Annotated in this window: 22 protein-coding genes; 10 read left to right on the top strand and 12 right to left on the bottom strand. The window is 73.2% G+C overall.

What is annotated here, in order from left to right; all coding sequences use genetic code 11:
- Nucleotides 1-17: 17 nt before the first annotated feature.
- Together ACFZCF_RS17760 and ACFZCF_RS17755 are read left to right on the top strand one after the other, a co-directional pair.
- On the top strand, nucleotides 18-1,598 hold the full coding sequence (locus tag ACFZCF_RS17760; protein ID WP_388443923.1) for a 4-hydroxyphenylacetate 3-hydroxylase family protein: 1,581 nt from the start codon (nucleotides 18-20) through the stop codon (nucleotides 1,596-1,598).
- 1 nt (nucleotide 1,599) lies between these two features.
- Entirely contained in the window at nucleotides 1,600-2,823 is a 1,224-nt protein-coding gene (locus ACFZCF_RS17755; protein ID WP_391287194.1) for an MFS transporter, read from the top strand.
- Between the two features lie 79 nt (nucleotides 2,824-2,902).
- Here the strand turns inward: ACFZCF_RS17755 and ACFZCF_RS17750 are convergent, their stop codons facing one another.
- The 4 genes from ACFZCF_RS17750 to ACFZCF_RS17735 form a co-directional block, all read right to left on the bottom strand.
- Nucleotides 2,903-3,784 carry a bifunctional transcriptional activator/DNA repair enzyme AdaA gene (locus ACFZCF_RS17750; protein ID WP_388443917.1) on the bottom strand — a complete coding sequence of 294 codons (882 nt, stop codon included), beginning with the start codon at nucleotides 3,782-3,784 and terminating at the stop codon, nucleotides 2,903-2,905.
- A gap of 82 nt (nucleotides 3,785-3,866) precedes the next feature.
- A complete protein-coding gene (locus tag ACFZCF_RS17745) occupies nucleotides 3,867-5,252 on the bottom strand; it encodes a class I adenylate-forming enzyme family protein (RefSeq protein WP_388443914.1) in 1,386 nt (461 codons plus the stop codon).
- Between the two features lie 66 nt (nucleotides 5,253-5,318).
- On the bottom strand, nucleotides 5,319-6,428 hold the full coding sequence (locus ACFZCF_RS17740; RefSeq protein ID WP_388443911.1) for a 3-dehydroquinate synthase II family protein: 1,110 nt from the start codon (nucleotides 6,426-6,428) through the stop codon (nucleotides 5,319-5,321).
- The gene (locus ACFZCF_RS17735) at nucleotides 6,425-7,231 is read right to left on the bottom strand and encodes a 2-amino-3,7-dideoxy-D-threo-hept-6-ulosonate synthase (protein WP_388444923.1); all 807 of its coding nucleotides are present in this window, start codon (nucleotides 7,229-7,231) and stop codon (nucleotides 6,425-6,427) included. Before ACFZCF_RS17735 ends, ACFZCF_RS17740 begins: the two co-directional genes overlap by 4 nt.
- A gap of 217 nt (nucleotides 7,232-7,448) precedes the next feature.
- On the opposite strand from ACFZCF_RS17735, the gene ACFZCF_RS17730 reads away from it, so the two are divergent.
- Both ACFZCF_RS17730 and ACFZCF_RS17725 read left to right on the top strand, forming a co-directional pair.
- Complete coding sequence (locus ACFZCF_RS17730) at nucleotides 7,449-9,131, top strand: FAD-binding protein (RefSeq protein WP_391287193.1); 1,683 nt, start codon at nucleotides 7,449-7,451, stop codon at nucleotides 9,129-9,131.
- 116 nt (nucleotides 9,132-9,247) lie between these two features.
- A complete protein-coding gene (locus ACFZCF_RS17725) occupies nucleotides 9,248-10,756 on the top strand; it encodes an FAD-dependent monooxygenase (protein ID WP_388443905.1) in 1,509 nt (502 codons plus the stop codon).
- Nucleotides 10,757-10,774: 18 nt separating this feature from the next.
- On the opposite strand, the gene metF is transcribed toward ACFZCF_RS17725, so the two are convergent.
- Both metF and ACFZCF_RS17715 read right to left on the bottom strand, forming a co-directional pair.
- A complete protein-coding gene (gene metF / locus ACFZCF_RS17720) occupies nucleotides 10,775-11,674 on the bottom strand; it encodes a methylenetetrahydrofolate reductase [NAD(P)H] (RefSeq protein WP_391287192.1) in 900 nt (299 codons plus the stop codon).
- Nucleotides 11,671-12,654, bottom strand: coding sequence for a PfkB family carbohydrate kinase (locus ACFZCF_RS17715; protein ID WP_391287191.1), 984 nt, complete (start codon nucleotides 12,652-12,654; stop codon nucleotides 11,671-11,673). Before ACFZCF_RS17715 ends, metF begins: the two co-directional genes overlap by 4 nt.
- 223 nt (nucleotides 12,655-12,877) lie before the next feature.
- On the opposite strand from ACFZCF_RS17715, the gene ACFZCF_RS17710 reads away from it, so the two are divergent.
- Nucleotides 12,878-13,180 carry an Ada metal-binding domain-containing protein gene (locus tag ACFZCF_RS17710; protein ID WP_388443896.1) on the top strand — a complete coding sequence of 101 codons (303 nt, stop codon included), beginning with the start codon at nucleotides 12,878-12,880 and terminating at the stop codon, nucleotides 13,178-13,180.
- Entirely contained in the window at nucleotides 13,177-13,707 is a 531-nt protein-coding gene (locus ACFZCF_RS17705) for a hypothetical protein (RefSeq protein WP_391287190.1), read from the top strand. The genes ACFZCF_RS17710 and ACFZCF_RS17705 overlap by 4 nt, the downstream gene beginning before the upstream one ends.
- A 36-nt stretch (nucleotides 13,708-13,743) precedes the next feature.
- On the opposite strand, the gene ACFZCF_RS17700 is transcribed toward ACFZCF_RS17705, so the two are convergent.
- The 3 genes from ACFZCF_RS17700 to ACFZCF_RS17690 all read right to left on the bottom strand — a co-directional run bounded on the left by ACFZCF_RS17700 (nucleotide 13,744) and on the right by ACFZCF_RS17690 (nucleotide 18,369).
- The gene (locus ACFZCF_RS17700) at nucleotides 13,744-16,671 is read right to left on the bottom strand and encodes a LuxR C-terminal-related transcriptional regulator (RefSeq protein WP_391287189.1); all 2,928 of its coding nucleotides are present in this window, start codon (nucleotides 16,669-16,671) and stop codon (nucleotides 13,744-13,746) included.
- A 202-nt stretch (nucleotides 16,672-16,873) separates the two neighbouring features.
- Complete coding sequence (locus ACFZCF_RS17695) at nucleotides 16,874-17,740, bottom strand: alpha/beta hydrolase family protein (RefSeq protein WP_388443889.1); 867 nt, start codon at nucleotides 17,738-17,740, stop codon at nucleotides 16,874-16,876.
- Nucleotides 17,741-17,889: 149 nt separating this feature from the next.
- Complete coding sequence (locus ACFZCF_RS17690; RefSeq protein WP_391287188.1) at nucleotides 17,890-18,369, bottom strand: winged helix-turn-helix transcriptional regulator; 480 nt, start codon at nucleotides 18,367-18,369, stop codon at nucleotides 17,890-17,892.
- Between the two features lie 93 nt (nucleotides 18,370-18,462).
- On the opposite strand from ACFZCF_RS17690, the gene ACFZCF_RS17685 reads away from it, so the two are divergent.
- Together ACFZCF_RS17685 and ACFZCF_RS17680 are read left to right on the top strand one after the other, a co-directional pair.
- Nucleotides 18,463-19,278: an LLM class flavin-dependent oxidoreductase gene (locus ACFZCF_RS17685; protein WP_391287187.1), complete on the top strand. Its 816-nt coding sequence runs from the start codon at nucleotides 18,463-18,465 to the stop codon at nucleotides 19,276-19,278.
- Nucleotides 19,275-19,715, top strand: a complete 441-nt coding sequence (locus ACFZCF_RS17680) for a deaminase (RefSeq protein ID WP_391287186.1) — start codon at nucleotides 19,275-19,277, stop codon at nucleotides 19,713-19,715. Before ACFZCF_RS17685 ends, ACFZCF_RS17680 begins: the two co-directional genes overlap by 4 nt.
- A 224-nt stretch (nucleotides 19,716-19,939) precedes the next feature.
- On the opposite strand, the gene ACFZCF_RS17675 is transcribed toward ACFZCF_RS17680, so the two are convergent.
- On the bottom strand, nucleotides 19,940-21,925 hold the full coding sequence (locus ACFZCF_RS17675) for an FG-GAP-like repeat-containing protein (RefSeq protein WP_391287185.1): 1,986 nt from the start codon (nucleotides 21,923-21,925) through the stop codon (nucleotides 19,940-19,942).
- Nucleotides 21,926-22,408: 483 nt separating this feature from the next.
- Between ACFZCF_RS17675 and ACFZCF_RS17670 the strand changes: the two genes are divergently transcribed.
- Both ACFZCF_RS17670 and ACFZCF_RS17665 read left to right on the top strand, forming a co-directional pair.
- Nucleotides 22,409-22,840: a hypothetical protein gene (locus tag ACFZCF_RS17670; RefSeq protein WP_391287184.1), complete on the top strand. Its 432-nt coding sequence runs from the start codon at nucleotides 22,409-22,411 to the stop codon at nucleotides 22,838-22,840.
- A 273-nt stretch (nucleotides 22,841-23,113) separates the two neighbouring features.
- Nucleotides 23,114-23,392: a transposase gene (locus ACFZCF_RS17665; protein ID WP_391287606.1), complete on the top strand. Its 279-nt coding sequence runs from the start codon at nucleotides 23,114-23,116 to the stop codon at nucleotides 23,390-23,392.
- 87 nt (nucleotides 23,393-23,479) lie between these two features.
- On the opposite strand, the gene ACFZCF_RS17660 is transcribed toward ACFZCF_RS17665, so the two are convergent.
- The gene (locus tag ACFZCF_RS17660) at nucleotides 23,480-24,007 is read right to left on the bottom strand and encodes a hypothetical protein (protein ID WP_391287183.1); all 528 of its coding nucleotides are present in this window, start codon (nucleotides 24,005-24,007) and stop codon (nucleotides 23,480-23,482) included.
- A 221-nt stretch (nucleotides 24,008-24,228) separates the two neighbouring features.
- A complete protein-coding gene (locus ACFZCF_RS17655) occupies nucleotides 24,229-25,128 on the bottom strand; it encodes a GNAT family N-acetyltransferase (protein ID WP_391287182.1) in 900 nt (299 codons plus the stop codon).
- Nucleotides 25,129-25,183 lie beyond the last annotated feature (55 nt).

The raw sequence follows: 25,183 nt of genomic DNA, 5'->3' as shown, positions 1-25,183 counted from the left end.
CCGGACAAGGACACACCATGACGCAGCAGCAGGGCGAGGACTCCGCCTCCGCACCGGCTCCCCGCACCACCCGCCCCCTCACCGGCGACGAGTACCTGGAGAGCCTGCGCGACGACCGCGAGGTGTACATCTACGGCGAACGCGTCGACGACGTCACCAAGCACCCGGCGTTCGCCAACCCGGCCCGGATGACCGCACGCCTCTACGACGCCCTGCACGACCCGGCCCGCCGCGACGTGCTGACCACCCGCACCGACACCGGCAGCGACGGCTACACCCACAAGTTCTTCCGCACCCCCCGCAGCGTGCAGGACGTGGTCGAGGACCGCGAGGCGATCGCCGAGTGGGCCCGCCTCACCTACGGCTGGATGGGCCGCAGCCCCGACTACAAGGCGGCCTTCCTCGGCACGCTCGGCGCCAACTCCGACTACTACGCGCCCTTCCAGGACAACGCGCGCCGCTGGTACCGCGAGTCCCAGGAGAAGGTGCTGTTCTGGAACCACGCGATCATCCACCCCCCGGTCGACCGGCACCGCCCGTCCGAAGAGGTCAAGGACGTCTTCGTGCACGTGGAGAAGGAGACCGACGCCGGCCTGGTCGTCAGCGGCGCCAAGGTCGTCGCCACCGGCTCGGCCATCACCCACTACAACTTCATCTCGCACTACGGACTGCCGCTCAAGGAGAAGCAGTTCGCGCTCGTCGCGACCATCCCGATGGGCGCGCCCGGCCTCAAGCTGATCTGCCGCCCCTCCTACGCGGCCGCGGCCGCCGTCATGGGCAGCCCCTTCGACTACCCGCTCTCCTCGCGCCTGGACGAGAACGACACCATCTTCGTCCTCGACAAGGTCCTCATCCCCTGGGAGAACGTCTTCCTCTACGGAGACGTCGACCAGGTCAACGGGTTCGCCCCCAAGTCCGGCTTCATCCCGCGCCTGACCTTCCACGGCTGCATCCGCCTCGCCGTGAAGATCGACTTCATCGCCGGGCTGCTCGCCAAGGCCGTCGAGATGACCGGCACCAAGGACTTCCGCGGCATCCAGGCCCGGATCGGCGAGGTCCTCGCCTGGCGCAACATGTTCTGGGCCCTGACCGACGCCGCCGCCCGCAACCCCGAGGAATGGAAGGACGGGGCGCTGCTGCCCCGCCTGGAGTACGGCATGGCGTACCGCTGGTTCATGACCATCGGCTACCCGCGCATCAAGGAGATCATCGAGCAGGACGTCGCCAGCGGCCTGATCTACGTGAACTCCAGCGCCGAGGACTTCAAGAACCCCGAGGTGCGCCCCTACCTCGACAAGTACGTGCGCGGCTCCAACGGCTACGACGCCGTCAGCCGCGTCAAGCTGATGAAGCTGCTGTGGGACGCCGTCGGCACCGAGTTCGGCGGCCGGCACGAGCTGTACGAGCGCAACTACTCCGGCAACCACGAGGCGGTGCGCAGCGACATCTTCATGACCCAGATGGAGAACGGTCAGCTCGACGCCTACAAGGGCTTCGCCGAGCAGTGCCTCCAGGAGTACGACCTCGACGGCTGGACGGTGCCCGACCTCGAGTCCTTCCACGACCTGCGCGGCGCCAGGAAGAACTTCTGGCACTGACATGACCTCCGTCCCCTCCCAGGTGCGGCGGCGACCGGGCCCGGCCCTCGCCGCCCTCTTCCTGGCCACCTTCGTCATGGGCAGCGCCGAGCTCGTCGTCGTCGGCCTGCTGAGGCTCGTCGCCGGGGACCTCGGCGTGTCCGTGGACACGGCAGGCGCCCTGGTCACCGCGTACGCGCTCGGCATCTGCGTCGGCGGCCCGCTGCTGACGGCTGCCACCATCCGGTTCCGGCGCCGCACCCTGGCCTGGGCGTCGCTGGCCGGCTACGTCGCCGGCAACCTGCTGGCCGCCGTGGCCCCCGACTTCGGCACGCTGCTCGCGGCCCGGGCCCTCACCGGGGCGCTCCAAGGCCTGTTCCTCGGCGCGGCGTTCACGGTCGCGGCCGCCCTGGTGCCGCCCGAGCGGACCGGGCGCGCGATCTCCGCCGTCTTCGGCGGCATCGCCGTCTCCACCGCCCTCGGCGTACCGCTCGGCACCCTCGCGGCCCAACACCTGGGCTGGCGCGCCGCGTTCACGGCCATCGTGGTCCTCGGCGCGCTGGCGCTGCTGACCACGGCCGTGTGCGTCCCGCCGGTCGACGGCGCGGGCACGGGCGGCCTGTGGTCGCAGTCCCGGCACGCGCTGGCACCCCGCGTCCTGGCCGTGCTCGGCGTCGGACTCCTGCTGATGGGAGGCCAGTTCGCCGCGTTCACCTACATCACGCCCTTCCTGGAGGACGTCACCGGGGTGTCCGGCACCTGGCTGACCGTCTTCCTCTTCGCGTACGGGGCCGCGACGGCCGCCGGCACCTTCGTGGGCGGCTGGGCCGCGGACCGGGACGCGGCCCGCACCCTCGTGGCGGCGAACCTCGTCCTGGTCGCGGCGCTGGCCGTGCTGTGGGCCGCCGGCGGGTCCCTGGCGGCGGTGGCCCTCGCCCTCGTGCTGTGGGGAGTCGTCGGGTTCGGACTGGTCCCCGCCCTGCAGTACCGGGTCGGACTCCTGGCCGGCCCGGGGCGTGACCTCGCCTCGACGCTGCCGGCCTCCGCGGTCAACGCCGGCATCGCGGTCGGGGCGGTCGTCGGCGGCACCGCCGTCGCACACGGCGGCGCGAGGGACGCGGTGCTCACCGGACTGCTGGTGTGCGCGGCGGCGCTGCCGGCCACCTGGGCGTCGGGACGGCTGCGCCCGGCGGAGGCGGGCCGCAAGCCGGTCGCCGCCGACGCGGAGTCCCGCTCCCCGGGCTGAGCCGGAGCCCCTGCCCGCGGGTCCGGCCGGGCCCTCCGGGCGCCCGGCCGGAAAGAGTCGAGCCGCCCGCGGCCCGGGGCTACCTGCTCGGCGCGGCGGGCGCCGGCACCGTACGCCGTATCCGCACGGCCAGCGCGGACCGCCGTATGGGCAGCGGCAGCTCGCGCCCCAGCTGCGGGGGCTCCGCCTCGCGGACGGCCGCGGCGACGGCGGCGGCGACGGCGTCGTCCGCCGGCACGAGCCGGGCCTGCCGGAACATGGCGCGCAGCCGGTGGAGCAGCGCCGGGGCGTCGTCCCCCGTCAGCACCCCGCACACACCCTTGTCCGTCGCCGCGACGAGCACCGGCCCCAGCGACGACCCCGCCACCGTGTACCGGATGTCCGTGCCGTCGCCGCCCGCCCGGTACTCCTTCGGGGTCATGCCCAGGATCTCCGGCGCCGCCGCGTAGAAGTGACCGCCGGAGTTGAACCCCGAGCTGTACACGGCGTCCGCGATCGTCCCCGCCAGCGGCAGGGCCTCCCGCACCCGCCGGGCCCGCGCCGCCGCCAGGTAGGCGTGCGGCGTGATCCCGGTGAACGACTTGAACAGGCGGTGGAAGTGGAAGCGGCTGTAACCGACCTGGCGGGCCAGTTCGTCCAGGCTCGGCGGCACCGGCGCCTCGTCGATGATCCGGCAGGCCCGGGCCACCGCCTCGGCCGCCACGGCGTGCCGGTCGGAGTCGTCGGGACGGCAGCGGCGGCACGGACGGTAGCCCTCGGCCCGGGCGGCCTCCGGGGTCGGGAAGAACCGGACGTTCTCCCGCAGGGCCAGCCTCACCGTGCACGACGGACGGCTGTACACGCCGGTCGTGGTGACCACGTAGAGGAAGTGGCCGTCGGCGCCGGGGTCCCGGTCCCGCACCGCCCGCCAGCGTGCCTCGTCCTCGGTGTACAGCGTCGCGGCCGTCGTCGTCCCCGTCATACGTCGTCTCTTCTCTTTCGACTCGTTCATGAGGTCGTCTCCCGTCGCCCGCGCGGCCGCGACCCCCGGCCGCCGGAGCGGCTCACCAGCTGACGCAGCGGCACGCGCCGGGCGGGTGCGCCCGGTGCCGGCGGAGCACGCCGCGGTCCCGCACGGCCTTGCCGCCGGCCGTACGGGGCAGTTCCCGCAGCAGGTGGTAGCGGTCCGGCACCGGCGCGCCGCCCAGGAACCGCCGGCACCAGGAGCGCAGCTCGTCCCGGTCCAGCTCCGCGCTGCTCGCCACGTGCGCCTCGATGGGGCCGACCCCGAGGACGACGGCGTCCGTGATGTGCCGGTGGGCCCGCAGCACCGACTCGATGCGCAGCAGGTCCACCGAGGCGTCCCCGAGGCCCTGGACCCGTCCGCGCAGCCGCAGCGCGCCGGTGCCGGGATCGCGCGTGACCAGGTCGCGGGTGGACATCCAGCCGCCGGTCCAGGGAGTGTCGTCGTACACGTACGGCGACTCCTGGACGTGCACCTCCAGCACGCCGCCGACCACCCGGACCCGGGTGCCGGGCACCGGAGTGCCGATGCTCGCCGGGCCGAAGCGCCCGGTGAGGTCGGCGGCGATGATGCCCGTCTCGGTCGTGCCGTAGGCCTGGCCGACGCGCAGCCCGTGCCGGCCCCGGAACAGCGCGGGGATCTCGGGCGGCAGGGCGTCACCGCTCGACACGGCGAGGCGAAGGCGCGGCAGCCCCCCGGGCTCGGTCCACGTCAGGGGGCGGAAGTGGTGCGGATTGCCGAACACCGCGTGCGCGTCGGCCGCCGCCCGCACCGTGGCCTGCGCCGTGCGGGCGACCGGCAGCACCAGCGTCGCCCCCACCGCGAGGGAGTGCAGCACCCCGGCGATCAGCCCGAAGGAATGGGTGAGCGGCGTCAGCACGGCCACCCGCTCGCCCGCGCGCGGCATGTCCTCCAGCGAGGCGAGCCGCCCCAGCTCGTCGAGCAGTGACCGCGCGCTCCTGCCGACCGCCTTGGGACGCCCGGTGGTTCCCGACGAGAACTGCACGAGGCAGTGCCCGCCCACGCCGGGACCGCCGCCGGGGTGGCGGCGCACCAGCACCTCGCACTCGTCGACGAAGTCGTGCGGCCGCCCGCGGCTCTCCCCGAGCGACACCGAGAACCGCGCCCGCTCCGCCCCGGGCGGCAGCCGCCGCGGCCTCGGGCCGGACGGGGGCTCCGCCAGCACCACCTGGGCACCGAGCGACCACAGCGCGAACAGCGTCCACAGCTTCGTGAAGCTCGTCTTGCCGTACAGCGCGACCGTGCTCCCCGCCCGGATGCCGTGCCGCGCCAGTACCTCGGCCTGCCAGGCCGTCTCGCGGCGCAGCCTGCCGAACGTGACCTCGCGGTCCGCGGCGCGCGCCCACACCCTGTCGTCGGCGTGGCGGCCGAGCAGTTCGGCGCCCCACCAGGACCCTCGTGTCATCGCCTCCACCGGCTCCCTCGCCGCGGCGCCGGGGCCGCCGCCAGGGCGGCCCCGGACGCCTGTCGTCTACTTCTCGACGCAGAACTCGCCGACCGGCCAGCCCACGTGGCGCTTGTCGGTGGCCACATGACCCAGCAGCTGGTCGCCCTTCTTCAGCTCCGTCACGTTGAGCACCGCGGCACCCGGGCCGAGGACCCGCACGTGCCAGTCGTCCTGCACGATCAGGTTGACCTCGACGCCCTCCGGGGAGACGGCCTTGATGCCGAGCAGCGGGCGGGACTCCAGCTTGATCCGGCCCACCACGATGCGGCGGGTGCGGCCGTCGGCACCGACGGCGAGCACCGGACTGCCGGCCTTGAGCTCGCTCAGGTAGTTGGTGCGGTTGTCCGCGCCGAACACGTAGCTGTGCAGCGCGCCCGCGTTGATGCGGAACGGACGGGTCGGCATGTACGGCAGCGGGTGCGTCTCGCTCACGCACAGCACGAAGCCGTGCGCGTAGGAGCCGACCAGCATGCCCTCGTCCTTCTCGAAGTGCGTGCACGTGTCGATGCAGACCCGGTCGCCGAGCCCGAGGTGCTCGATCGACTCGACCGTGAGCGTCTGCAGCTGGAGGTCGGGAGTCTTCTCCCGCAACATCTCCACCAGCGCGAACACGTCGTTGGCGGAACGCGGCGCCACCAGGACGCCCTCGGAGCCCTTCTCCAGGACGTCGACGATGATCCGCGCCTCCTCGATGTCGGCGGCCTGGCAGATCAGCTGGCCCGGCGAGGCGTCCGCCGCGGCGATGACGATCTCCAGCGGGATCTTCGTCGGGTCCTTGAACTCCACCACGGTGTAGGGGAGGGCGCGCGCGGCGTCGCAGGCGAGCTTCAGCGTCGGGTCGTCGACGACGTTGACCCAGGCGGCCGTCTCCTTGTCGCCGCCCCGGTGCCGGCTCTCCAGCGCGCCGAGACCGTCGACGTCGGCGACCTCGCGCAGCACGATCAGGTCGTCCGGGAGCTCCTCGCCGACACGTGCGCCCGGCGCGAGGACGCGCTTGACGGTGTTCGGCAGCAGGGCGAGGCGCTCCGGGTCGCTGTCCACGACGCCGTCGACCCGCGCGTGGATCGCGGCGTCGACGACTGCCTCGCGGTGTTCGGCGGGCACGGTCCGGAGGTCGATCCAGGCGAACTTCACAACACACCTGCCATCTCGGTCTGCGGCGCGGGCCCGGAGGCGAGCTCGCCGCGGTGAATGATTGAGGCCAGCTCCCGGACCGTCTTCTCGGGCTCCGGGTCGGTGAAGACCCGTCGCCCCACGGCGAGTCCGGAACATCCCAGGTCCATGGCGGTGACCGCGAACTCGAACAGGTCACGGTCGGTGGAGCCGCCGCCCGCCACCACCACCGGCAGCGGCGAGGAGGCGATCACCTCCGCCATCCGCTCGTCGGGGGAGGCGAGCACCGTCTTGACGACGTCGACGCCCAGGTCCGCGGCGATGTTCACCACATGGGCGAGGAGCGTCGGGTCGGTCGGATCGGTCACCCGGGGACCCCGCGGGTAGATCATCGCCATGAGCGGCATGCCGAAGCGGTCGCAGGCCCCGGCCACGGCCCCGAGGTCGGCGAGCTGCTCCGCCTCGGTGTCGGAGCCGATGTTCACGTGCACGCTGACCGCGTCCGCGCCCAGCCGGACCGCGTCCTCCACATCCCCGACCAGCACCTTGGCGTCGACGTCCGGGGCGTGCGCGGTGCTCGCGCTCAGGTGCACCACGAGGGAGCACCGGGTGAGCAGCGCCGGCGCGATCATGCGCGCCCTGCCCTTGTGGACGACGACACCGTCGGCGCCGCCGTCCGCGATGGAGCGGACCAGGTCGCCGAAATCGGCGGCGGTGGCGACGGGGCCGTCGGACACGGAGTGGTCCAGCGGCACGAACAGGAACCGGCCGTCTCCCGACCGGGACAATCGTGCGAGGCGCACCGCTTTACCGGTGAGCGGCATGCTCGACATGACACCCCTCCTCGTTCCTGGGCACAGGGTTCGGATGGGATTCCGCTGTGGGTCCCGGGCTGAACTGTCGCAGTGGCCTCTGAAGAATCGAGCCAGGTGCTCCCGGGCGGGCTGACCGCAAGATGCGGAGTGCGGGGAGGGCCGCCGGATGCCTAGCGTCGGCGGCATCCGCGCGTGAACCGCACGCGGCCGTGGGAGGGGATGCCCGATGACGTACGGCGGAAACAAGGTGAGCAGGCGGGGGGTGCTCGCCGCGAGCGCCGCGCTGGGCGGCGGCGTGCTGCTGCCCGCCGGGCAGGCGGTGGCCCTGCCGGGGACGGTCCCGCCGGAGGAGGCCCGGCCGGGCGCGCTGGTGACCGTCACCCCGGAGGACGCGCGCTACCCGGACCTCGTCCGGGGCTGGAACCAGCGCTACGTCGGCCGCCCCGAGGCGGTCCACGTCCCCCGTACGACCGCGCAGGTCGCCACCGCGGTCCGGCAGGCGGTCCGGGCCGGCAAGCGGCTCACGGTGCGCAGCGGCGGACACTGCTGGGAGGACTTCGTCTTCACCCCCGACGTCCAGGTGGTCGTCGACCTGTCGGCGATGCGGGACGTGGACTTCGACCCGGCCATGAACGCCTTCATGGTGCAGCCGGGCGCCCAGCTCCTCGACGTGTACGAGCGCCTGTACCGCACCTGGGGCGTCATCGTGCCGGCCGGCATGTGCTTCCAGGTCGGCGCGGGCGGCCACGTCAGCGGCGGCGGCTGGGGACTGCTGTGCCGGCAGCTCGGCCTGGTGGTGGACCACCTGTACGCGGTCGAGGTCGTGGTGGTGGACGCCGACGGCACCGTCCGCACCGTCGTCGCCACCCGCGACGACGCGGATCCCCACCGCGACCTGTGGTGGGCCCACACCGGCGGGGGCGGCGGCAACTTCGGCGTCGTGACCCGCTACTGGTTCCGCAGCCCCGGAGCGAGCGGCACGGACCCGACCCGGCTGCTGCCCGCCCCGCCCCCGGAGGTCCTCGTCAGCGCCGTCTCCTGGCAGTGGTCCGACCTGGACGAGCGGTCCTTCTCCCGGCTGGTCCGCAACTACGCGGACTGGCACGTGCGGCACGCCGCCCCCGACGACCCGACGACCGCCGTGTGCAGCCTGCTCTCCCTCAACCACGTCTCCAACGGAGCCGTCGGCCTGATCACCCACGTCGACGCGAGCGTGCCCGGCGCCGCCCGGCTGCACGACGAGTTCCTCGCGGCGATCACCGAGGGCGTCACCGCCTCCTACGGACCCGTCACCACGCGGATGGGCGAACTCACCGCCCTGCCGGACCTGGCCACCCCGCGCCGCCTGCCCTGGCTGCAGGCCGCCCGCTACCTCGGCACGGCCAACCCCACCACCAACGACCCCACCCAGAAGAGCGACTTCAAGTCGGCCTACATGAAGGCGGGCTTCCCCGAGCGCCAACTGGCCGCGCTGTACCGCCACCTCACCCGCACGGACCTCGGCAACCCCACCGGCTCGGTCATGCTCAGCTCCTTCGCCGGACAGGTCTCGGCCGTCCCCCAGGACGCCACGGCCAGCGCCCACCGGGACGCCGCGTACAAGCTGGCCTGGATGATCTGGTGGGACGACCCCGCCGACGAGGCGGACTGCGTGCGCTGGCTGCGCGAGTTCTACGCCGACATGTACGCCGACACCGGAGGCGTCCCGGTCCCCGGCGCGGTCACCGACGGCTGCTACGTCAACTACCCCGACGCCGACCTCGGCCTGCCGGAGCACAACCGCTCGGGCACGCCCTGGCACGACCTGTACTACAAGGGAAACTACCGCCGCCTGCAGCGCGTCAAGCAGGCGTACGACCCCCGCAACGTCTTCCGGCACCGCCAGTCGGTGCGGCTGCCCGGCAACTGACCGCGACGCCCGCCGCCCGCCCCGCCGGTGCAACCCGCCGGGGCGGGCCGGTGTTCCCCCTCACGTACAGCATCCGTACGCGTGCCCACCGTGCCGACCACCCCGCAGGAGCCCCGATGCCGAACAGCCCAGCCGTGGACACCCAGGTCGCCGTCGTCGGCGGCGGGCCCGTCGGCACGCTGCTCGCCCGGGAACTGGCCCTGCTGGGCGTGGACGTCACCGTCCTGGAGAAGCTGTCCTCGCCGGACGGCTTCTCCAAGGCCGGCACCCTGCACGCCCGCACCGCGCAGACCCTGCACCGGCGCGGACTTCTCGAAGCCGTACAGCCCGGACCGCCCGCCCCACCGGTGGGCCTCGGCCGCGTGCCCTTCCACTTCTCCGGCATGTTCGACCTCGACCTCGCCCGGGTCGTCACCGAGGGCCCCGTGATGGTGGGCAGCCCCCAGGCATGGGCGCAGGAGGTGTTCGCCGCCGAGGCCGAACGGCTCGGCGCCCGCATCCGGCGCGGCCTGGAACTCGTCGGCCTCGACGAGGAACCCGACGCCATGCGGCTGACCGTACGCGACTCACGCGGCGCCACCCGTACCCTGCGCGCCTCCTGGGTGGTCGGCGCCGACGGCGCCCGCAGCGCCGTCCGCCGGCTCAGCGGCATCGCGTTCACCGGCACGCCCGCCCGCGTCGGCGCCCTGATCGGGGAGGTCCGCCTCCTTGACCCGGCGCGGGCGCCCCAGGGCTGGCAGCGCAACCCGCGCGGCTGGACCCTGGTCTGGCTCAACCTCTTCGGACGCAGCCGCGTGTGCACCTACGACTTCCGCGGCCCGCACGCCGACCGGCGGGCGCCCGTCACCCTGGAGGAGTTCCGCACCGAGGTCGAGCGGATCGCGGGCCACCCCGTACCCATGGACTCGCCGAGCGGCCTCACCCGCTTCAGCGACGCCGCGCTCCAGGCCGAGTACTACCGCGTCGGCCGCGTCCTCCTCGCCGGCGACGCCGCCCACGTCCACTTCCCGGCCGGCGGCCAGGGCGTCAACCTGGGCCTCCAGGACGCCGTCAACCTGGGCTGGAAACTCGCCGCCGAGGTCCACGGCTGGGCCCCGCCCGGACTGCTCGACACCTACGAGACCGAGCGCGCGCCCATCGCCGAGGCGGTCCTGGAGAACGTACGCGCCCAGGTGGCCCTCATGGACCCCGACCCCCGCATGGACGCGCTGCGCACCCTCTTCGCCCGGATGATGCACTTCGACGACGTCAACCAGTACCTCGGCGGCATGATCAGCGGAGTCGACGTGACGTACGACACCGGCGGCCGCGGCGACCCCCTCGCCGGCCGTTTCGCCCCCGACCTCCTCCTGAAGACCGGCGACACCCTCACCGGACTCGCCGAACTCCTCCACGACGCACGGCCGTTGCTCCTGCTGCTGACCGACTCCGAGGAGCTCCGCAGCGCCGCCGAACCGTGGCGCCCCCGCGTGAACGTGGTGACGGCGACGGCGTCCGAACCGATCGGCACGGACGCCCTCCTGGTCCGGCCCGACGGCTACATCGCCTGGTCGGCCCTGGGCGGCGCCGGCGACGCGGACGCGCTGGCCGGGGCGCTCGGCTGCTGGTTCGGGGACCCCGCGTAGCCGGGGCCCCCGGTCCCCTCAGCGGACGCGGAGCCGCCCGGTGCCCACCGACGAGAGCACCGCGCGATGGATGTCCAGGGCCGCGTCGGACCTGTTGAGCGTGATGTAGTGCAGGCCGGGCGCGCCCTCGGCGAGGAGGCGCCCGGCCATGGCGGTGGCGTGCTCCACGCCGATCCGATGGCCCTCGGCCGCGTCCCCGCGGGCGCCCTCCAGGCGATGGGCGAGGTCCTCGGGGAAGGCCGCGTGCGAGAGTTCGGCGAACCGGCGGATCTGGCGGACGTCGGTGGCCGGCATGATCTCCGGGATGATCGGGATGTCGCAGCCGGCCGCGGCCACCCGGTCCCGCAACCGCAGATAGTCCTCGACCCGGAAGAACATCTGAGTGACGGCGTAGTCGGCCCCCGCCCGGCACTTGGCGACGAAGTGCCGGATGTCGCTCTCCCAGTCCGGCGACCGCGGGTGCCTCTCGGGGAACGCGGCCACACCGATGCTGAAGTCGCCCAGCGAACGCACCAGTTCGACCAGTTCCCGGGCATACGTGAAACCGGCCGGATGAGGCGTCCAGGGCCCGTTCGGATCACCGGGCGGATCGCCCCGCAGCACCAGCACGTCCCTGATGCCCGCGTCCGCGTACTGCCCGATGACGTACCGCAGTTCGGCCACCGAGTGCCCGACGGCCGTCAGGTGGGCGACGGGCCGCAGCGTCGTCTCGGCGGCGATCCTCCGGGTGACCTCGACGGTCCGCTCGCGCGACGAGCCGCCGGCACCGTAGGTGACGGACACGAACGCGGGGGAGAGGGACTCGACACGACGCACCGAGTTCCACAGCGCGCGCTCGCCCTGATCCGTCCGCGGGGGGAAGAACTCGAACGAGAACGTGGGGACGCCACTCGCCAGCGCCTCGCGCACCGCGCTCATGACAGCACCGCCAGGCGCGGCTCCATGAAGCGGGCCGCCTCCGCCCCGTACGCGCGCTCCACGCGCTCGGTCAGATCCGCCGCGAGCAGCTTGTACTCCTGGGTGCCGACCGTCTCCAGCACGATCGACGCCAGCGCGCAGCCTAGCTGCGCCGCCCGCTCGTCGGGCCAGTCCCAGCCGAGACCGGCGAGGAACCCGGAGCGGAACGCGTCCCCCACGCCCGTCGGGTCCGCGATCTGCCCGGTGGGGACGGCGGGCACGTCGACCCGGGGCCGCCCGAACCGCTCCAGGGAGACGCCGTCCGCCCCCCGCGTGACGACCCACTTGCCGACGCGCCGCAGGACGTCCCGCTCGCTCCAGCCGGTGCGCTCGCACAGCAGGGCGGACTCGTACGCGTTGGTGAACAACAGGTGCGCGCCGTCCACCAACTCACGGGCCTGGGCGCCGTCCAGGCGGGCCAACTGCTGCGAGGGGTCCGCGGCCAGACGGACGCCGATGCGCCGGGCGGTCGCGGTGTGGCGCAGCATCGCCTCCGGGGCGTCGGCACCGACGAGGACGAGGTCGAATCCGCCCCGGCGGTCCGCCGCGGCGGCCAGATCGATCTTCCCGGCCTCGGCCATGGCCCCGGCGTAGAAGGTGGCGATCTGGTTCTGCGCCTCGTCCGTCGTGCAGACGAACCGGGCCGTGTGCAGGGTCTCGCTGATCCGGACGGAGTCCGTGTCCACCCCGGCCGCGCGCAACCAGGCCCCGTACTCCGCGAAGTCGACGCCCACCGACCCGATCAGACACGGCGTCAGACCGAGCCGCCCCAGCCCGAACGCGATGTTGGCGGCGACACCGCCGCGCCGCACGTCGAGCCGGTCGGCGAGGAACGAGAGGGACACCTGCTCCAGCCGATCGGCGATCAGCTGGTCGGTGAACCGACCGGGGAAGGACATCAGATGGTCGGTGGCTATCGAGCCGGTCACGGCGATTCGCACGACGGTCTCTCCTCGAACCCGGGGTCGATGGGAGCGGCCCGGTGCCCGGCGGGCGGCCGGGTCGCGCGGGACGCCGGGCCGTGCCCCGGCAGCGCGGGGACGCCCTGCGCGCAAGCCTGCCGCCCGCCGCTGAAGCGCCGATCGAGGCCGCTCGCCGACCGCAGCGACCTCGACGTCCGGAAACCGCCGGTACGAACGCCCCGGGACGAGGCACAGTACCCGTGTGGAAGGACGACGGACGGACGACACGGCCCCGGCGGCGACGCCGGGCGCGTACACGCTGATCGGCGGCGACGGGCGGCCCTACCGCAGCGACACCGCCGGCCGGTTCGGCGGCTACCGGCGCGGCCGGATCTACGGACGGCTGGACTGCCCCTCCGCCCTGCGGCACATCGCCCGCGGCCACTACGTGCGCCACCGCGTGTTCTTCGCCGACGAGGCCACCGCCGTCGCCGCCGGATACCGGCCGTGCGCGGTCTGCCTCCCCGACCGTCACGCGGCCTGGAGCACCGGGAGCACCGCATGAACGACCCCTCTCCCCGACTGCGCCCTTCGGCCCTCTCCGACTACGCCCCCTGGCCGGAACCCCGCCCCCACACCGCACCCGAACTCGACCGGCTCCTCGCCCTCCTGGAAGCCGGCGGACACCGCGGCGGCAGCGTCGCGCTCGGGCACAGCCGGGACGCCGCCTCGAAGGACGCCGCCGCGGCGTTCGCCGACGCCTGGCGGGCGAGCGGCGGAACCGTGGCCGCCGTCGTCGACTGGCCGGAGGACGCCGCGTCCTGGCTGCGCCAGGCCCAGCGGCTGACCCACCCCGAACCGGACGCCTGGGTGGTCGCCGCGAGCCCCGTCGGCTGGGCCCAGATGAGCCGCCGACTGCGGCACAGCACCGACTGGGACCCCCACCGCACCTTCGGCTTCGCGTCCGTCGGCGACTCGCGCCTGCCGGCCGCGGTGGGCCCGGACGTCCTGGACGGCATGCGCGGAGCGACGACGGACGGCCGGACGTGGACCGTCCGCCGGGGCTGGATCGTCGAGACCTCGGACGGCTGACGGCGCGGCGGGGCACGGGCGGGCGGCCCGGCCCCCTCACCCCTCGGCCGCCGCCATCAGGACGGACAGCTCCACCCGGGACCGGAGCTGAAGTCGGGCGTACACCCCGCGCAGGTGATGGTCGACGGTCCGGGGACTCAGGGAGAGCCGCGTGGCGACCTCCTCGTTCGTCGCGCCGTCCGCGACCAAACGGGCGATCCGCCGCTGCTGCGGGGTCAGCCCGGCCAGAGCGGAGGGATCCGGCCGCCGCGTGCCCGGGGCGCCCGTCGCCCGCAGCTCCGCACGGGCCTGCCGGGCCCAGCCGTCGGCGGCGGCCCGCTCGAAGGTGACCAGCGCGTCGCGCAGCGGACCCCGGGCCTCGCCCGGACGGCGCCGACGGCGCAGCCACGTTCCGTACGCGAACAGGGTGCGGGCCCGCTCGAAGTCGTTGGCGCCGTCGTCGTGGCGGCGCAGCGCCTCCCCGAACCAGCGCGACGTCTCCTCGCCCTGACGCGCCAACAGCGCCCGGCAGCGGGCCAGTTGCGCCGGCGCGGGCCGGTCGAGCCCGAACGCCGCCCACTGCGCGTACTGCTCCGTCGCCTCCCGCGCCTCCGCGATCCGCCCCGACGCCACCGCCGCCTCCACGAAGCAGGGCACGGCCAGCATGCGGAGCGCGAAGTGACCGCCGCTCGGGCCGGTCCTGACCAGCGGTGCGAGGCGCGCGGCCGCCTGGTCGGGAAGACCGGCACCCAGCTCCGCCCGGGCCAGTGCCCATTCGGCGAGCGTCACCGCCTGCGTCAGCCCGTGCGGACGCCCGATCGCGAGCGCCCGCTGCGCGTGTTCCCCGACGGACGGCTCGTCGCCCTTCACCGAGGCCACCAGGGCCAGGACGGCGTGCTGGTGGGCCGCCGAGTTCAGCTGGCCCGTCGCGCGCGCCGCGCGCAGCCCGTCACCGGCGGCGTGCGCGGCGCGGGTGTACCGGCCGGCGCGCAACTCGGCGTACGCGAGGTGTTCGAGGATCCGGGGCAGCAGCGAGGCCCGCTCCTCGGCCCGGGCCCGGACCAGCGCCCTGCCGTGCAGCCGGACCGCCGCCGTCACGTCCCCCAGGACCAGCGCGGCCGAACCAGCCCGCAGCAGCAGCCTCGGTTCGTCCCGGACCCCGCCGGCCGCGACGACCGAGGCGAGCGCGGCGCGCGCCCGGTCCGGGCGGACCAGGATCGCCGCCCGCAGCCCCTCGGCGAAGGCCCGCTCGGGGCCCGGGACGGCCGGGGTCAGGTCGAGCGCGGCGAGACAGGCGGCGACGTCCCCCGCCGCCCACCCCGCCTCCATCGCCAGGAACCGGGCGTCCGCCGCCTCCGCGGGCTCCCGGTCCCGCAGCGCCTTCGCCGCCAGGAGGAACGACTCGTGCGCGTCCATGACCGGCCCGCGCGCGAGCGCCGCGAACCCCCGCGTCAGGAGCGCCCGCCCCCGCGCCGCGGCGGAACGCGCGCGAACGGCCGCGGGTGGCCCCAGCCGATCGGCCCGGTGCCGTTCGTGCGGATCGGGAAGACCCGAAGAGCCGCGCCCGGGCGCGGGGTCGCTGTTGTGGCGCGGGCCGCGTCCGGGGGCCGGGTTCTGGTGGTGGCGGCTGTGCGCGGGGGCAGGGTGGTCCTCCTGATGGCGGGTGCCGGGTCCGGGGGTCGGGTTCTCGGGGTGTCGGGGGCCCTGGAGGGGATTCGGGCCCAGGTCCTGGCGCGGGTCGTGCCCGGGCCTCGGGGCGCCCTCCGGGCGCGGGTCGCCTTCGGGTACGGGGTCGTCGCCCCTGCGCGGTTCCCGGCGGGGCACGCGGTCTCCGTCGTGGTGCGGGTCACGTTCGGGCACGGGGGTGTCGTCGCGGCGCGGTCCACGGCCGACCACACGGTCTCCGTCGTGGCGCCGGTCGCCTTCCGGAGCAGGGGCGCCCTCCCCGCACGCCTCACGCCCGGTCGCGACAACTGGATGACCGTCGTGGAGGAGCGGGCCGTGCACCGGCGTCGGGCCCGCGCCGCGGTGCCGGTTCCGTTCGGTGGGCCGGGTCCCGTGGCGGGCCGCCGCGCGGCGCAGGAAGGGGTCGGGGAAGACGAGCGCGTCGCCGTGGCGGTGCAGCAGCCCGGCGGCGACGAGGCCGTCGAGTGCCTCGGTCGGCACCCGGAGGGCCCGGGCCCGGGCGAGTACCGTGCCCACGTCCGTACGACCCCGGTCCCCGCCCGCCCCGCCGGCCGCGTCCGGCGTGCCGCAGGCGCGCGCCACCACGCCCAGGAGCCGGCGCCCGTCCGCCGGGAGGGCGCTGAGCAGCCCGCCGTACACCGCCTCCACCACGCCGTCGTCCACGAGCGGTCCCGGCCCGGGGGCCCCTCCGGCGAGCACGCCGGGCGCGAGTCGGCGGACCGACTCGACGAGGACGCCCGGGTGCCCGTCCGCCTCGTCGAGGAGCCTCTCGACCACGGCCGGTCCGACGCGCCCCCCGCGCGCGTCGGCAAGCAGGGCCCGGGCACTCGCGCGATCCAGCCGCGGCAGCCGGACCACCGGCGCGTCGGCGGTGGGCAGCGGCCGGCCCGGCGCGCACGCGACGAGCCAGCCGACCCGGCTCGTGCCGCCCGGGACCGGCGTCCGCCAGTGGGCCGTGAAGGCGGCCCGGGAGTGCGCGTCCCACAGCGGGAAGTCGTCGAGGCACAGCAGGAACGGCCCCCGTCCCGGCGGGCAGACGGCGGCGAGCGCCGCCGCGATGCCGCCCGGGCCCCGGGCGAGCCGGGTCGCCCGCCCGGCCGCCGCCGCGGACGGCGTCAGCGCGTCGAGCAGGGCCCGCGCGGCGCTCCACGGCACCTGCCGCCGCGGCGCCCCGACCACGTACGACGTGCCGGCGAAGTCGCGGGCGGCCCGCGCGAGCAGAACGGACCGCCCCTCACCGGGCCCACCGGCGACGAGCACCACCGGCTCGACCCCGCCGCGGTTCACGACGGAACTCACGACGGGGCTTACGACGGCGCTCAACGCCCGTCGCACTTCGGCGAGTTCTGTCTCCCGTCCATGCAGGACGGGCCCGGTTTCGGCGGTCACGCCCGTGACGCTAGCGGCCCCGCCGGACGGCCGGAACGGAGCCGTACGGGGGTCTGGGCGAGCGCCCAGACCCCCGCACGCGCGACTGTGCCCGCGCACAGGTGCCGGGGAATCAGGAGCCCAGCGGGCACGAGCCCCGGTACTCCTCGATCGTCAGGCTCGGCCGGGGCAGCGGGCAGAGGAACTGCTCGTAGCGGGTGTCGTCGTCGATGAAGCGCTTCAGCCACGAGATGCTGTACTTCGCGATCGTCGTGTCGGAGGTGTTCGGCGTGAAGTGCGTGGCGCCGTTCAGCTCCAGGTACGCCTTGTCCAGGCCGGCGGGCAGGTTCTCGTAGAACGGTTCCGAGTGGGTGGCCACGGGGGCGATCGTGTCGCCGTCCGCGCCGATGACGAGCGTCGGCGTGCTGATCTCGGGCCAGGTCTTGTCGGTGTTCCAGCCGGTCAGCGGCACCGCGGCCTTGAGGCTCGGGCGGCTCTTCGCCGCTTCGAGGGTGCCGCCGCCGCCCATCGAGTGCCCCATGACACCGAGTCGCGAGGCGTCGACCCGGTCGCGGACCGAACTGCGCTGGGTGAGGTGGTCGAGGGCGGCGAGGAGCTGGCGGCCGCGGCTGTCGGGCTGGTCGAGCGTGGTCAGGGTGTCGATGACGAAGACGACGAAGCCCTGCGAGGCGAGCCGCGGTCCGAGCCAGGCCACCGACGACTGCGTGGCGGTGAACCCGGGCGAGATCGCCACCGCGCCGAACTTCCCGTCGGCGGTGCTCGTCGGGTAGTAGATGGTGCCGCCGCCGAAGCCGGTGGCGGAGAGCGAGGAGACCGAGGTCTGCGCGACGGTGTAGGGGCCGCGCAGCGCCTCGATGCTCGCCACGGAGGGCGCGGGACCGCGCTCGTACGGATTGCCGGTCGCGGCTCCCGCGCCCGGGGCGAGGAGCAGCGCGAGTCCGGCGGCGACGGAACAGGCCGCGGCAAGGTATCGCTTCACGACGAAGTCGTCCTCTCGTGTCGTGGTACGGCCCCCGGGGACGGGGACCGCTGCCGTGGGACGGCCTCGCCACTGTGAGGGCGACGCGGGACCCCGTCATCGGCACAATCACCGGCATCGCGCGGATCGACGGACCTGGAGGGAGGGTGTCATCGGGTGACGGGGCGTTCGTCCCTTGGGGCCGACGGGGCGACGGGGCCGCGGTAGGGGAGGGTCTGGCTGTAGACGACGTTCGTGGTGGTGCCGCCGAATCCGGCGAGTTCGTCCATGAGGGTTTCGAGGTGCTCCATGGAGGTCGCGGCCACCTTCAGGGTGTAGCAGTCGTCGCCGGTGGTGCGCAGGCACTCCAGGATCTCGCGGCGTTCGGCGAGGAGGCTCCGCAGCGGTTCGTGGCGGTTGCCCGGGTATTTCAGCCGGACGACGGCGAGGACGGGGTAGCCGACCTTGGCGAGGTCGATCTCGGCGCGGTAGCCGGTGATGACGCCCGAGGCCTCCAGGTTGCGGACCCGTTCGGTCGTGGCCGAGGGGCTGAGGTTCACACGGCGGCCCAGTTCGCTGAGGGAGACGCGGGCCTCCCGTTGCAGCTGTTCGATGATCGCCCAGTCGACGTGGTCGAGATTCCCGGTCATAGGGGGAAAGTACCAGCAGAATCACGGAAGAACAGCCGTCACGCAGGGAGTTCGCCGTTCTGTGTGCCGTGATCACCGGGATAGCCTCGGGTCATGCAACTGGGCGTCAACGTACCGAACTTCGGCCCCGGGACAGATCCCGGAATCCTGCGGCAGTGGGCGCGGCTCGCGGAGGGCCTCGGCGTCGGCACCCTCATGGTGTCGGACCACGTGGCGGTCACCCCTGATGTCGCCGCGCGCTACCCGGAGCCGTTCTACGAGCCGTTCACCACCTTGGCGTGGCTGGCCGGTCTCACCACCACGGTGCGGCTGGGCACCACCGTGCTCGTTCTGCCCTACCGGCACCCCCTGTTGGTGGCCCGCATGGCCACCAACCTCCGCGACCTGAGCGACGGTCGCTTCGTCCTCGGGGTGGGCGTCGGCTGGGCGCGGCAGGAATTCGAGGCGCTGGGCGTGCCGTTCACCGCGCGGGGCCGGCTGACGGACGAGTGCCTGGCCATCCTCCGCGAGGCTCGGGACGCCAGGCGCGGCGAGGGTGACCTCCCCGTCTGGGTCGGCGGCCACAGCGAGGCGGCCCTGCGGCGCGCCGTCAGGTTCGGCGACGCCTGGCACCCGCTCAGGCTCCCCGTGCCCCGGATGCGCGAGATCCTGAGGAGGCACGCCCTGCCGGGGTTCGCCCCCCGCATCGCCCTGCGCGTCACCGGCTCCCCGGTCGGGGCCCCCGACCGGCCCGCCGGGGTCGGCACCGTCGAGCAGATCGTCGGCGACCTCCACCAACTGCGCCGGTTGGGGGCGGACACCGTCGTCCTCGACCCCTACCACGGGGATCCGGAGGAGACCCGCCGACCCGACGCGGCCTGGCAGGCGCTCACCACCGTGGCCACCCACTGGAAGGACACCGCATCATGATCACCGCTGCCGACGAGCCTCTCCTCCGGCGAGCCATCGCCCTCGCCGCCCACGCCGTCACCCTGGGCGACGCGCCGTACGGTTCCCTTCTGGCCGGACCGGACGGCGCCGTCCTCGCGGAGGCCCACAACACGGTCCGCCGGGACGACGACATCACCGCTCACCCGGAACTGAAGCTCGCCCGCTGGGCGGCCCGCGAACTCGCCCCGGAGGCGGCCGCCCGCACCACCCTCTACACCAGCTGCCAGCCGTGCGGCATGTGCGACGGCGGCATCGCCCGCTCCGGCATCGGGCGCGTCGTCTACGCCCTGTCGACCGAGCAGCTCATCGCCCTCAACCCGCCGTCGGGAGCCTGGCCGGCCGTCCCCCACGACGGCCCGGCCTTCCACGAGGAGGCACAGGCCCCCGTAGCGGCCTACTACCGACCCACCCGCTGACGCAGGCCCCCACCCCCGCGGAGGTATCACCACCGTCGCCGGCACCACCCGCCTGGACGCCCACCGCGACCGTGCCGGCCCACGCCAGGGCCCGATGTCGGCCCCTGGTGAGGCGTCCGCCGACTCGGCCCGAACAACTGAGGGTCCGCGTCGAGCGCCACCCGACGCACAGTGCGCCGCGGGGCAGTCGAACGTCATCGTCTCCCCGCGGCCCGGTACGGACGTCAGACGCAGCGTCCGTGCATCCAGTCGGTGAGGCCCGGCGTCCACGAGGTGGCCAGACGGGTCACATCGGCGTCCAGAGCCCGCTGCCAGGAGGCGTAGTTGCCGGAGGCGGGCAGGGGCGGTTCCTGCCACTTGACGACGTCGTACCAGTCGGGGAAGCCGGTGAGGGCCGCGGAGAGGCCTGCCGCGTCGACCCGGCTCTTGAGCTCCGCCGCAAGCTGCGCGTCATGCGTGTAGATCATGATCTCCTGGGAGGCGATGCGCTCCGCGATCGGTGCGAGCACCTCGTTCCATGCCGTCTCACGGATCGGCGGGTCGCCGCTGAGGAGGTATCCCTTCGTCTCCGGCTTCACCTCCACCAACACGACCATGCCGAGGGCCTTGGCGCTGTCGAGCCACTGGCGGAACGTGTACACCGTCTCACCCGTGTAGGGGCCGCGCGTGATGGTGCGCCCACTGAGCGGGTTCGACCCGCTCGCCCAGGTCAGCTCCGAGACGGGAGCGGACGATCCGCTCAGCCCGTTGGTGGTCTCGTTGTGCCACATGACGGCCTTGGAGCCGTTCTTGGTCAGCCGCAGATCGGCCTCCACCCCCGCCGCGCCCCAGCTCTTCTCCTGGGCGAGGCCCCGGGGGTGGTTCGCCGCGCGGATCTGGTCCTCTCGCCAGCCGTCCTGCTCCGTGGGCCACCCGCCGTGCCCGAACACCGCCGGACAGTAGGGCAGCAGGGTGGGGCTGGTGTACCCCTCCATCATGTGGACCTGGTTGAAGGTCCAGTTGCCGGGCTCGGACTCCCAGCTGTGCAGGGGACTGTTGAGGTTGCCCTCGGACGTGGCGGTGAAGGTGATCGTCTTCACCCGTCCGTCGGCGTACCCGTAGAGGGTCGCCAGGTCGTCGCGGCCGTTTCCGTCGAAGTCACCGCTGACGATCTTCATGCGCGCACGATCGTACGAGCCCACCGGGAGGGTCAGCATGTCCCGCCGGGCGCCGAACTTCCCGTCCGTGCCGAGACGGAAGCCAATCACCGCGTCGTGTCCGTCCGCGTAGTCGTACCAGGCGGCCAGCTCGTCACGTCCGTCACCGTCGAAGTCGCCCGCGTGCAGACTCGCCTGCCGGAACGTCCAGCCCGTGGACTCCCAGCCGTGCACGGGCTCGGCGAATCCGCCATCGGTCCGCCCGGCCCAGTACATCAGCTTCACGCTGCCGTCCCGGTACCCGTACAGCGCCGCGAGGTCGTCGCGTCCGTCCCCGTCGAAGTCACCGGTGGCGAACTTCATGCGGTTGACGTACCAGCCATCCCCAGGGGCCCGCTGGAAGGAGGAGAAGTGGGCGCCGAAGCCGCCGTCCGGGCGGGCGAGCATCGTGAAGAGTCTGTCGCTGCCGTCTCCGTAGGCGTACCACACGGCGACATCGTCGCGTCCGTCCCCGTTGAAGTCGCCGGCCTGGGCGGTCATGGCGTCGAAGTTCCAGTTGCCCGGTGCCGCGGTCCAGGAGTGCAGAGGGCTCCCGAAGGTGCCGTCTCCCCGTCCGAGCCAGGTCAGCAGGGTGACCCGTCCGTCCTCGTAGCCGTAGACGGCCGCGAGGTCGCCCACACCATCCCCGTTGAAGTCGCCGGTGAGACGCTTCATGTTCTCGACCCAGTAGTTGCCCGCCGGGGTCTGCCAGCCCACACCGGGCGCGGCGAAGGCGCCGTTCGAGCCCGCGAGGAAGGTCCGTACGGCGTCGTGTCCGTCCGCGTAGTCGTACCAGGCGGCCAGATCGCTGCGGCCGTCACCGTCGTAGTCGTGACGGGCACCCGTGCCGGCCGCCCGGACACCGGTGGCCGGTTCGGCGGCCTCGACGGTCGGCGAGCCCGCCGTACCGTCGAACGCAAGGGCCGTCCCCGCCGGTTGCCCCGGCGCGGCGGTCGCGCCACCGGCACCCGTGGACAGGCCGAACAGCGCGAAACACAGCACGGCCGAGCCCACTGCTATGGAAGGTCTCCTCATGCAGCTCTTCACATCCCTTGTCGTCGAACGAGAAAAATGCACCCCTCGGTGGGGGTGCATGGAAGGGCGGCCTCGCCCGGCTGGATCGTTCATCTCGCCACGATCACGGCAAAGACGACGGCCGACGCCTGCGGGGCCGTCGGTCATTAGACCATTCAAGACCCGCCGGTGAAGCGGTCTCCACGGGCCTCGCCGGCCTGTGAAGCGTGGCAGGGACCGGCGAGCGGCCGGTACCGGCCAAGAGTCGCGGCAGCTGCTTCAGCGCGAGATGCCGGAGGAGCCGTCACGACCCCGAGACGGCGGCCCGCCTCGACAGGGCGACACCGTTCCGCCCACGAAGACGCCCCCCGCGTCGTCACTCACGGTCCGGGACGTAGGTGCGTCCTCCCGGCCCGCCGCAAGAACGCCCCACACCCCACACCCCAACAGTCCCTCCGGAGGCAAGCGATGGCACACCGTCTGAGTCGATATCGAACCCTCGTCATGCCCGATTACGGCGGATTCGATCTGTACGACGCGGACTTCGACGTCCGTGATGACGATCTGATCAAACTCGCACGTGCTCAGGGAGCCGCGGGAAACGGACGCGAGATCTGCGTCGTCTGCGCCCAGAGTCGATGCCCGGTGGAACTCGTGATCGAGACCTGGACGGCGGAGCCGGCCGTCATCGGCGACTGCGAGGGTCATCAAGAAATGCGGCTGGACATTCCTTCCGGACTCTTGGTCATCTCCGAACGGACCCGCGGCGCCTGGGATGTACCGGTACCGAAAGGGACGTACTCGTCGCGGATTTCCTTCTTCGGCCGAGAGACTGCCCGCCGGTCGACCGCACTGCAGGCCGCCCATGAGAGAACGGAGCGATACCTCCTCCACCTGTGGCCGGCGCAGAGAAGCGCGCAGGCGCTCCTTCGCTAACGGCGCCGGCTGACCATGGTGCCAAGCGCCGCCTCCAGGGGGCGTGGAAGAACGGACGCGAATGCGCCCCACCCGCCGATGGTGACTTCCTGTGTGTGCGGACCCGAACTCCGAGACGCTCCGCCGGATCCTGTCTCCGAGCGACAGCCGCGGGACGGCGCTCTGTCGACGGGGCCCCTATGAGATGTCGAGGGTCTGTGTGAAAGTGGATCTTGGTCTGGGACGATCAACGGGCGGGACGGGGAGATGTGACCATCAGAGGCAAGGGCTGTTCTGGACCCGTTGTTGCCGACCGCACGGAAGCGCGGCCGGCCGGTGGAGTGGACACGACGCGATCAGATCAACGCGATCCGGTGGCGCACGCGGACAGGCACGCCGTGCCGTGACATACCCGAGCGGCACCGGCCGTGGGAGTCCGCTTACAGCTTGTTCCGGCGCTGGCAGCGCGACGGCACCTGGGCGCGTGGATGGGAGAAGTCGCAGGCTCGCGCGGATGCGGCGGGGCCGATCACGGGGGAAAGACCTGGAAGATCCTCCGCGACTGCCGGTTGAAGGGCGACGGAGTCCATCACGCAATGAACGGCATCGCCCGTCTGCACAACCTCGCACTCAGCCGGCAGGCGAGCGGTAGATGAAGACCTACCCTGCCCAGATCTCCGGCCCCTGCTTGACGATGACGAGCCCGTAGGCCCGGTCGGATGGCCAGAGGTCCACCTGGTACAGAAAGTGGTCACCGGGACCGCCTTTGGTGTCGGCCGACGGTGGTCCGGCCGGGACGTAGGAGACCCGAGCACGGAGCAATCCAGCGGGAACAGCCAGGCCGGGCCCGTCTGCAGGTTCGGTCACGGGGCTGGACACGGTGAGCCGGCCGGTGGGTACGTCAAGGTCGGTCTCCACGATGTGCTCGGCCGCCGGGTCGGTCGTCGGCGCGGACTCGTGAACAGTGATGATCGACTCGACCATGTCATCCCGAGCCGTGCCAACAGAGATCGAGTGCGGTTCCACGCCGATGCGGTGAACGTAGACCGCTTCGTCCGTCCAGCCGGCGGGTGCCAGGTCCGGATCCATCGCGTGCTCGGCGATCCACGCGTCATAGGGATCAAGGTCTTGGACGTAGAACTGCCCGTGCTCGGCATCGATGATGAATCTCAGTGAAGCGTCAGCCACCAGCGCAGGCTATCGGAGCCGGTGAGGGACACTGAGGAGGTGCGATCCAGTCGGCCGGCCCAGGGCAGACAAGACCGAAGACCCACCGGAACCCCACCTCGATCGCTCAGTCGACCCCGTGTTTCAGGCTGTCGGCTGGCCTGCTGTCGGATTCTGGCGAGTGGTCCGGGCCGGGCCTGCGCTCGGACCGGACCGGACCACTCACCACGTGCTACTCCTCGCTAGGCGTGGTGGCGTGACGGGTGGAGGTTGATGCGCTCACGGACGACGGGGAAGCCGGCCTTGGTGAAGTGCGCGGCCATGGGGAAGTTGGCCTGGTCCGTCGCTCCGGTGATGAACTCCGCACCCTGCTCGGCGAGGACGTGAGTGCACTCCGCCAGGAAGTCGTAGGCGTAGCCGTGACCGCGCTGCTCCGGGACGACTCCGATGAAGCCGATGGTCGGGCCGGAGGGGTTGTGGGCCGGTACGTGGATGCCGGCCACGTCGCCTGCCGGTGTGTGCGCGATCTGCCACCACTCCCGCGGGGAGGGGCACCAGCGGAAGAAGTCGAGTTCCTCCTGGGCGGCCTGGTCGAGGCCGCCCTCTTCGATGGCCCTGAGCGCGTGGGCGTCCAGGGTGACGGAGTGGATGCGGCGCAACGCGTCGAAGAACACCGAGTCGTCGGGTTCGGTGCTGAAGCGCTGGCGTCCGGGTCGCTGGGGGAGGCCTTGCTCCGGGGTCCAGCGGTAGAGGAAGCGTTCCACCGTGAGTGCGTAGCCTGCGGCTCGTGCGGCGGCGAAGCGTGCCTCGGCTCCGGCGCGCAGGCAGGGGTTCTCCCGCCAGCCGCCGGGCAGGTTGATCTCGAGTTCGACCTGCCAGGGGGCGGAACGCAGGAGTTCGGCCCCGGCCTCCTCCTCGCCCTCGGCGACGTCGAACCAGTTGATGTTCACGGGCTTCGGGTCGTCGGGGCCGCCCCACCAGGCGCCGCGTGCGACGACTTCGCCGTCGCGCAGGGCGACGCGCTTCCAGTCGGGGCGGAACCGGGTGCGCCGATGGCCTTCACGGGCGCCCAGGGGGTCGGGGAGTGCGTCGAAGAGCGGGGCGTCGCTCGCGGAGAGCGCGCGGATGACCAGATCGGTCATGGATTTCCTCCGGGATACGGACTGCTCGGAGCGCTCCCGGTCAGGACTCGTGTAC

It is taken from the genome of Streptomyces sp. NPDC007945, from assembly GCF_042958885.1.
GTDB lineage: Bacteria > Actinomycetota > Actinomycetes > Streptomycetales > Streptomycetaceae > Streptomyces.
This window is presented reverse-complemented; position numbering and strand designations above follow the sequence as displayed.

Excerpts from the sequence above, each read along its gene's own strand:
- ACFZCF_RS17760 (WP_388443923.1), top strand. The coding sequence starts at position 18 with ATGACGCAGCAGCAGGGCGAGGACTCCGCCTCCGCACCGGCTCCCCGC.
- ACFZCF_RS17755 (WP_391287194.1), top strand. The coding sequence starts at position 1,600 with ATGACCTCCGTCCCCTCCCAGGTGCGGCGGCGACCGGGCCCGGCCCTC.
- ACFZCF_RS17750 (WP_388443917.1), bottom strand. The coding sequence starts at position 3,784 with ATGACGGGGACGACGACGGCCGCGACGCTGTACACCGAGGACGAGGCA.
- ACFZCF_RS17745 (WP_388443914.1), bottom strand. The coding sequence starts at position 5,252 with ATGACACGAGGGTCCTGGTGGGGCGCCGAACTGCTCGGCCGCCACGCC.
- ACFZCF_RS17735 (WP_388444923.1), bottom strand. The coding sequence starts at position 7,231 with ATGCCGCTCACCGGTAAAGCGGTGCGCCTCGCACGATTGTCCCGGTCG.
- ACFZCF_RS17730 (WP_391287193.1), top strand. The coding sequence starts at position 7,449 with ATGACGTACGGCGGAAACAAGGTGAGCAGGCGGGGGGTGCTCGCCGCG.
- ACFZCF_RS17725 (WP_388443905.1), top strand. The coding sequence starts at position 9,248 with ATGCCGAACAGCCCAGCCGTGGACACCCAGGTCGCCGTCGTCGGCGGC.
- metF (WP_391287192.1), bottom strand. The coding sequence starts at position 11,674 with ATGAGCGCGGTGCGCGAGGCGCTGGCGAGTGGCGTCCCCACGTTCTCG.
- ACFZCF_RS17705 (WP_391287190.1), top strand. The coding sequence starts at position 13,177 with ATGAACGACCCCTCTCCCCGACTGCGCCCTTCGGCCCTCTCCGACTAC.
- ACFZCF_RS17690 (WP_391287188.1), bottom strand. The coding sequence starts at position 18,369 with ATGACCGGGAATCTCGACCACGTCGACTGGGCGATCATCGAACAGCTG.
- ACFZCF_RS17685 (WP_391287187.1), top strand. The coding sequence starts at position 18,463 with ATGCAACTGGGCGTCAACGTACCGAACTTCGGCCCCGGGACAGATCCC.
- ACFZCF_RS17680 (WP_391287186.1), top strand. The coding sequence starts at position 19,275 with ATGATCACCGCTGCCGACGAGCCTCTCCTCCGGCGAGCCATCGCCCTC.
- ACFZCF_RS17675 (WP_391287185.1), bottom strand. The coding sequence starts at position 21,925 with ATGAGGAGACCTTCCATAGCAGTGGGCTCGGCCGTGCTGTGTTTCGCG.
- ACFZCF_RS17670 (WP_391287184.1), top strand. The coding sequence starts at position 22,409 with ATGCCCGATTACGGCGGATTCGATCTGTACGACGCGGACTTCGACGTC.
- ACFZCF_RS17655 (WP_391287182.1), bottom strand. The coding sequence starts at position 25,128 with ATGACCGATCTGGTCATCCGCGCGCTCTCCGCGAGCGACGCCCCGCTC.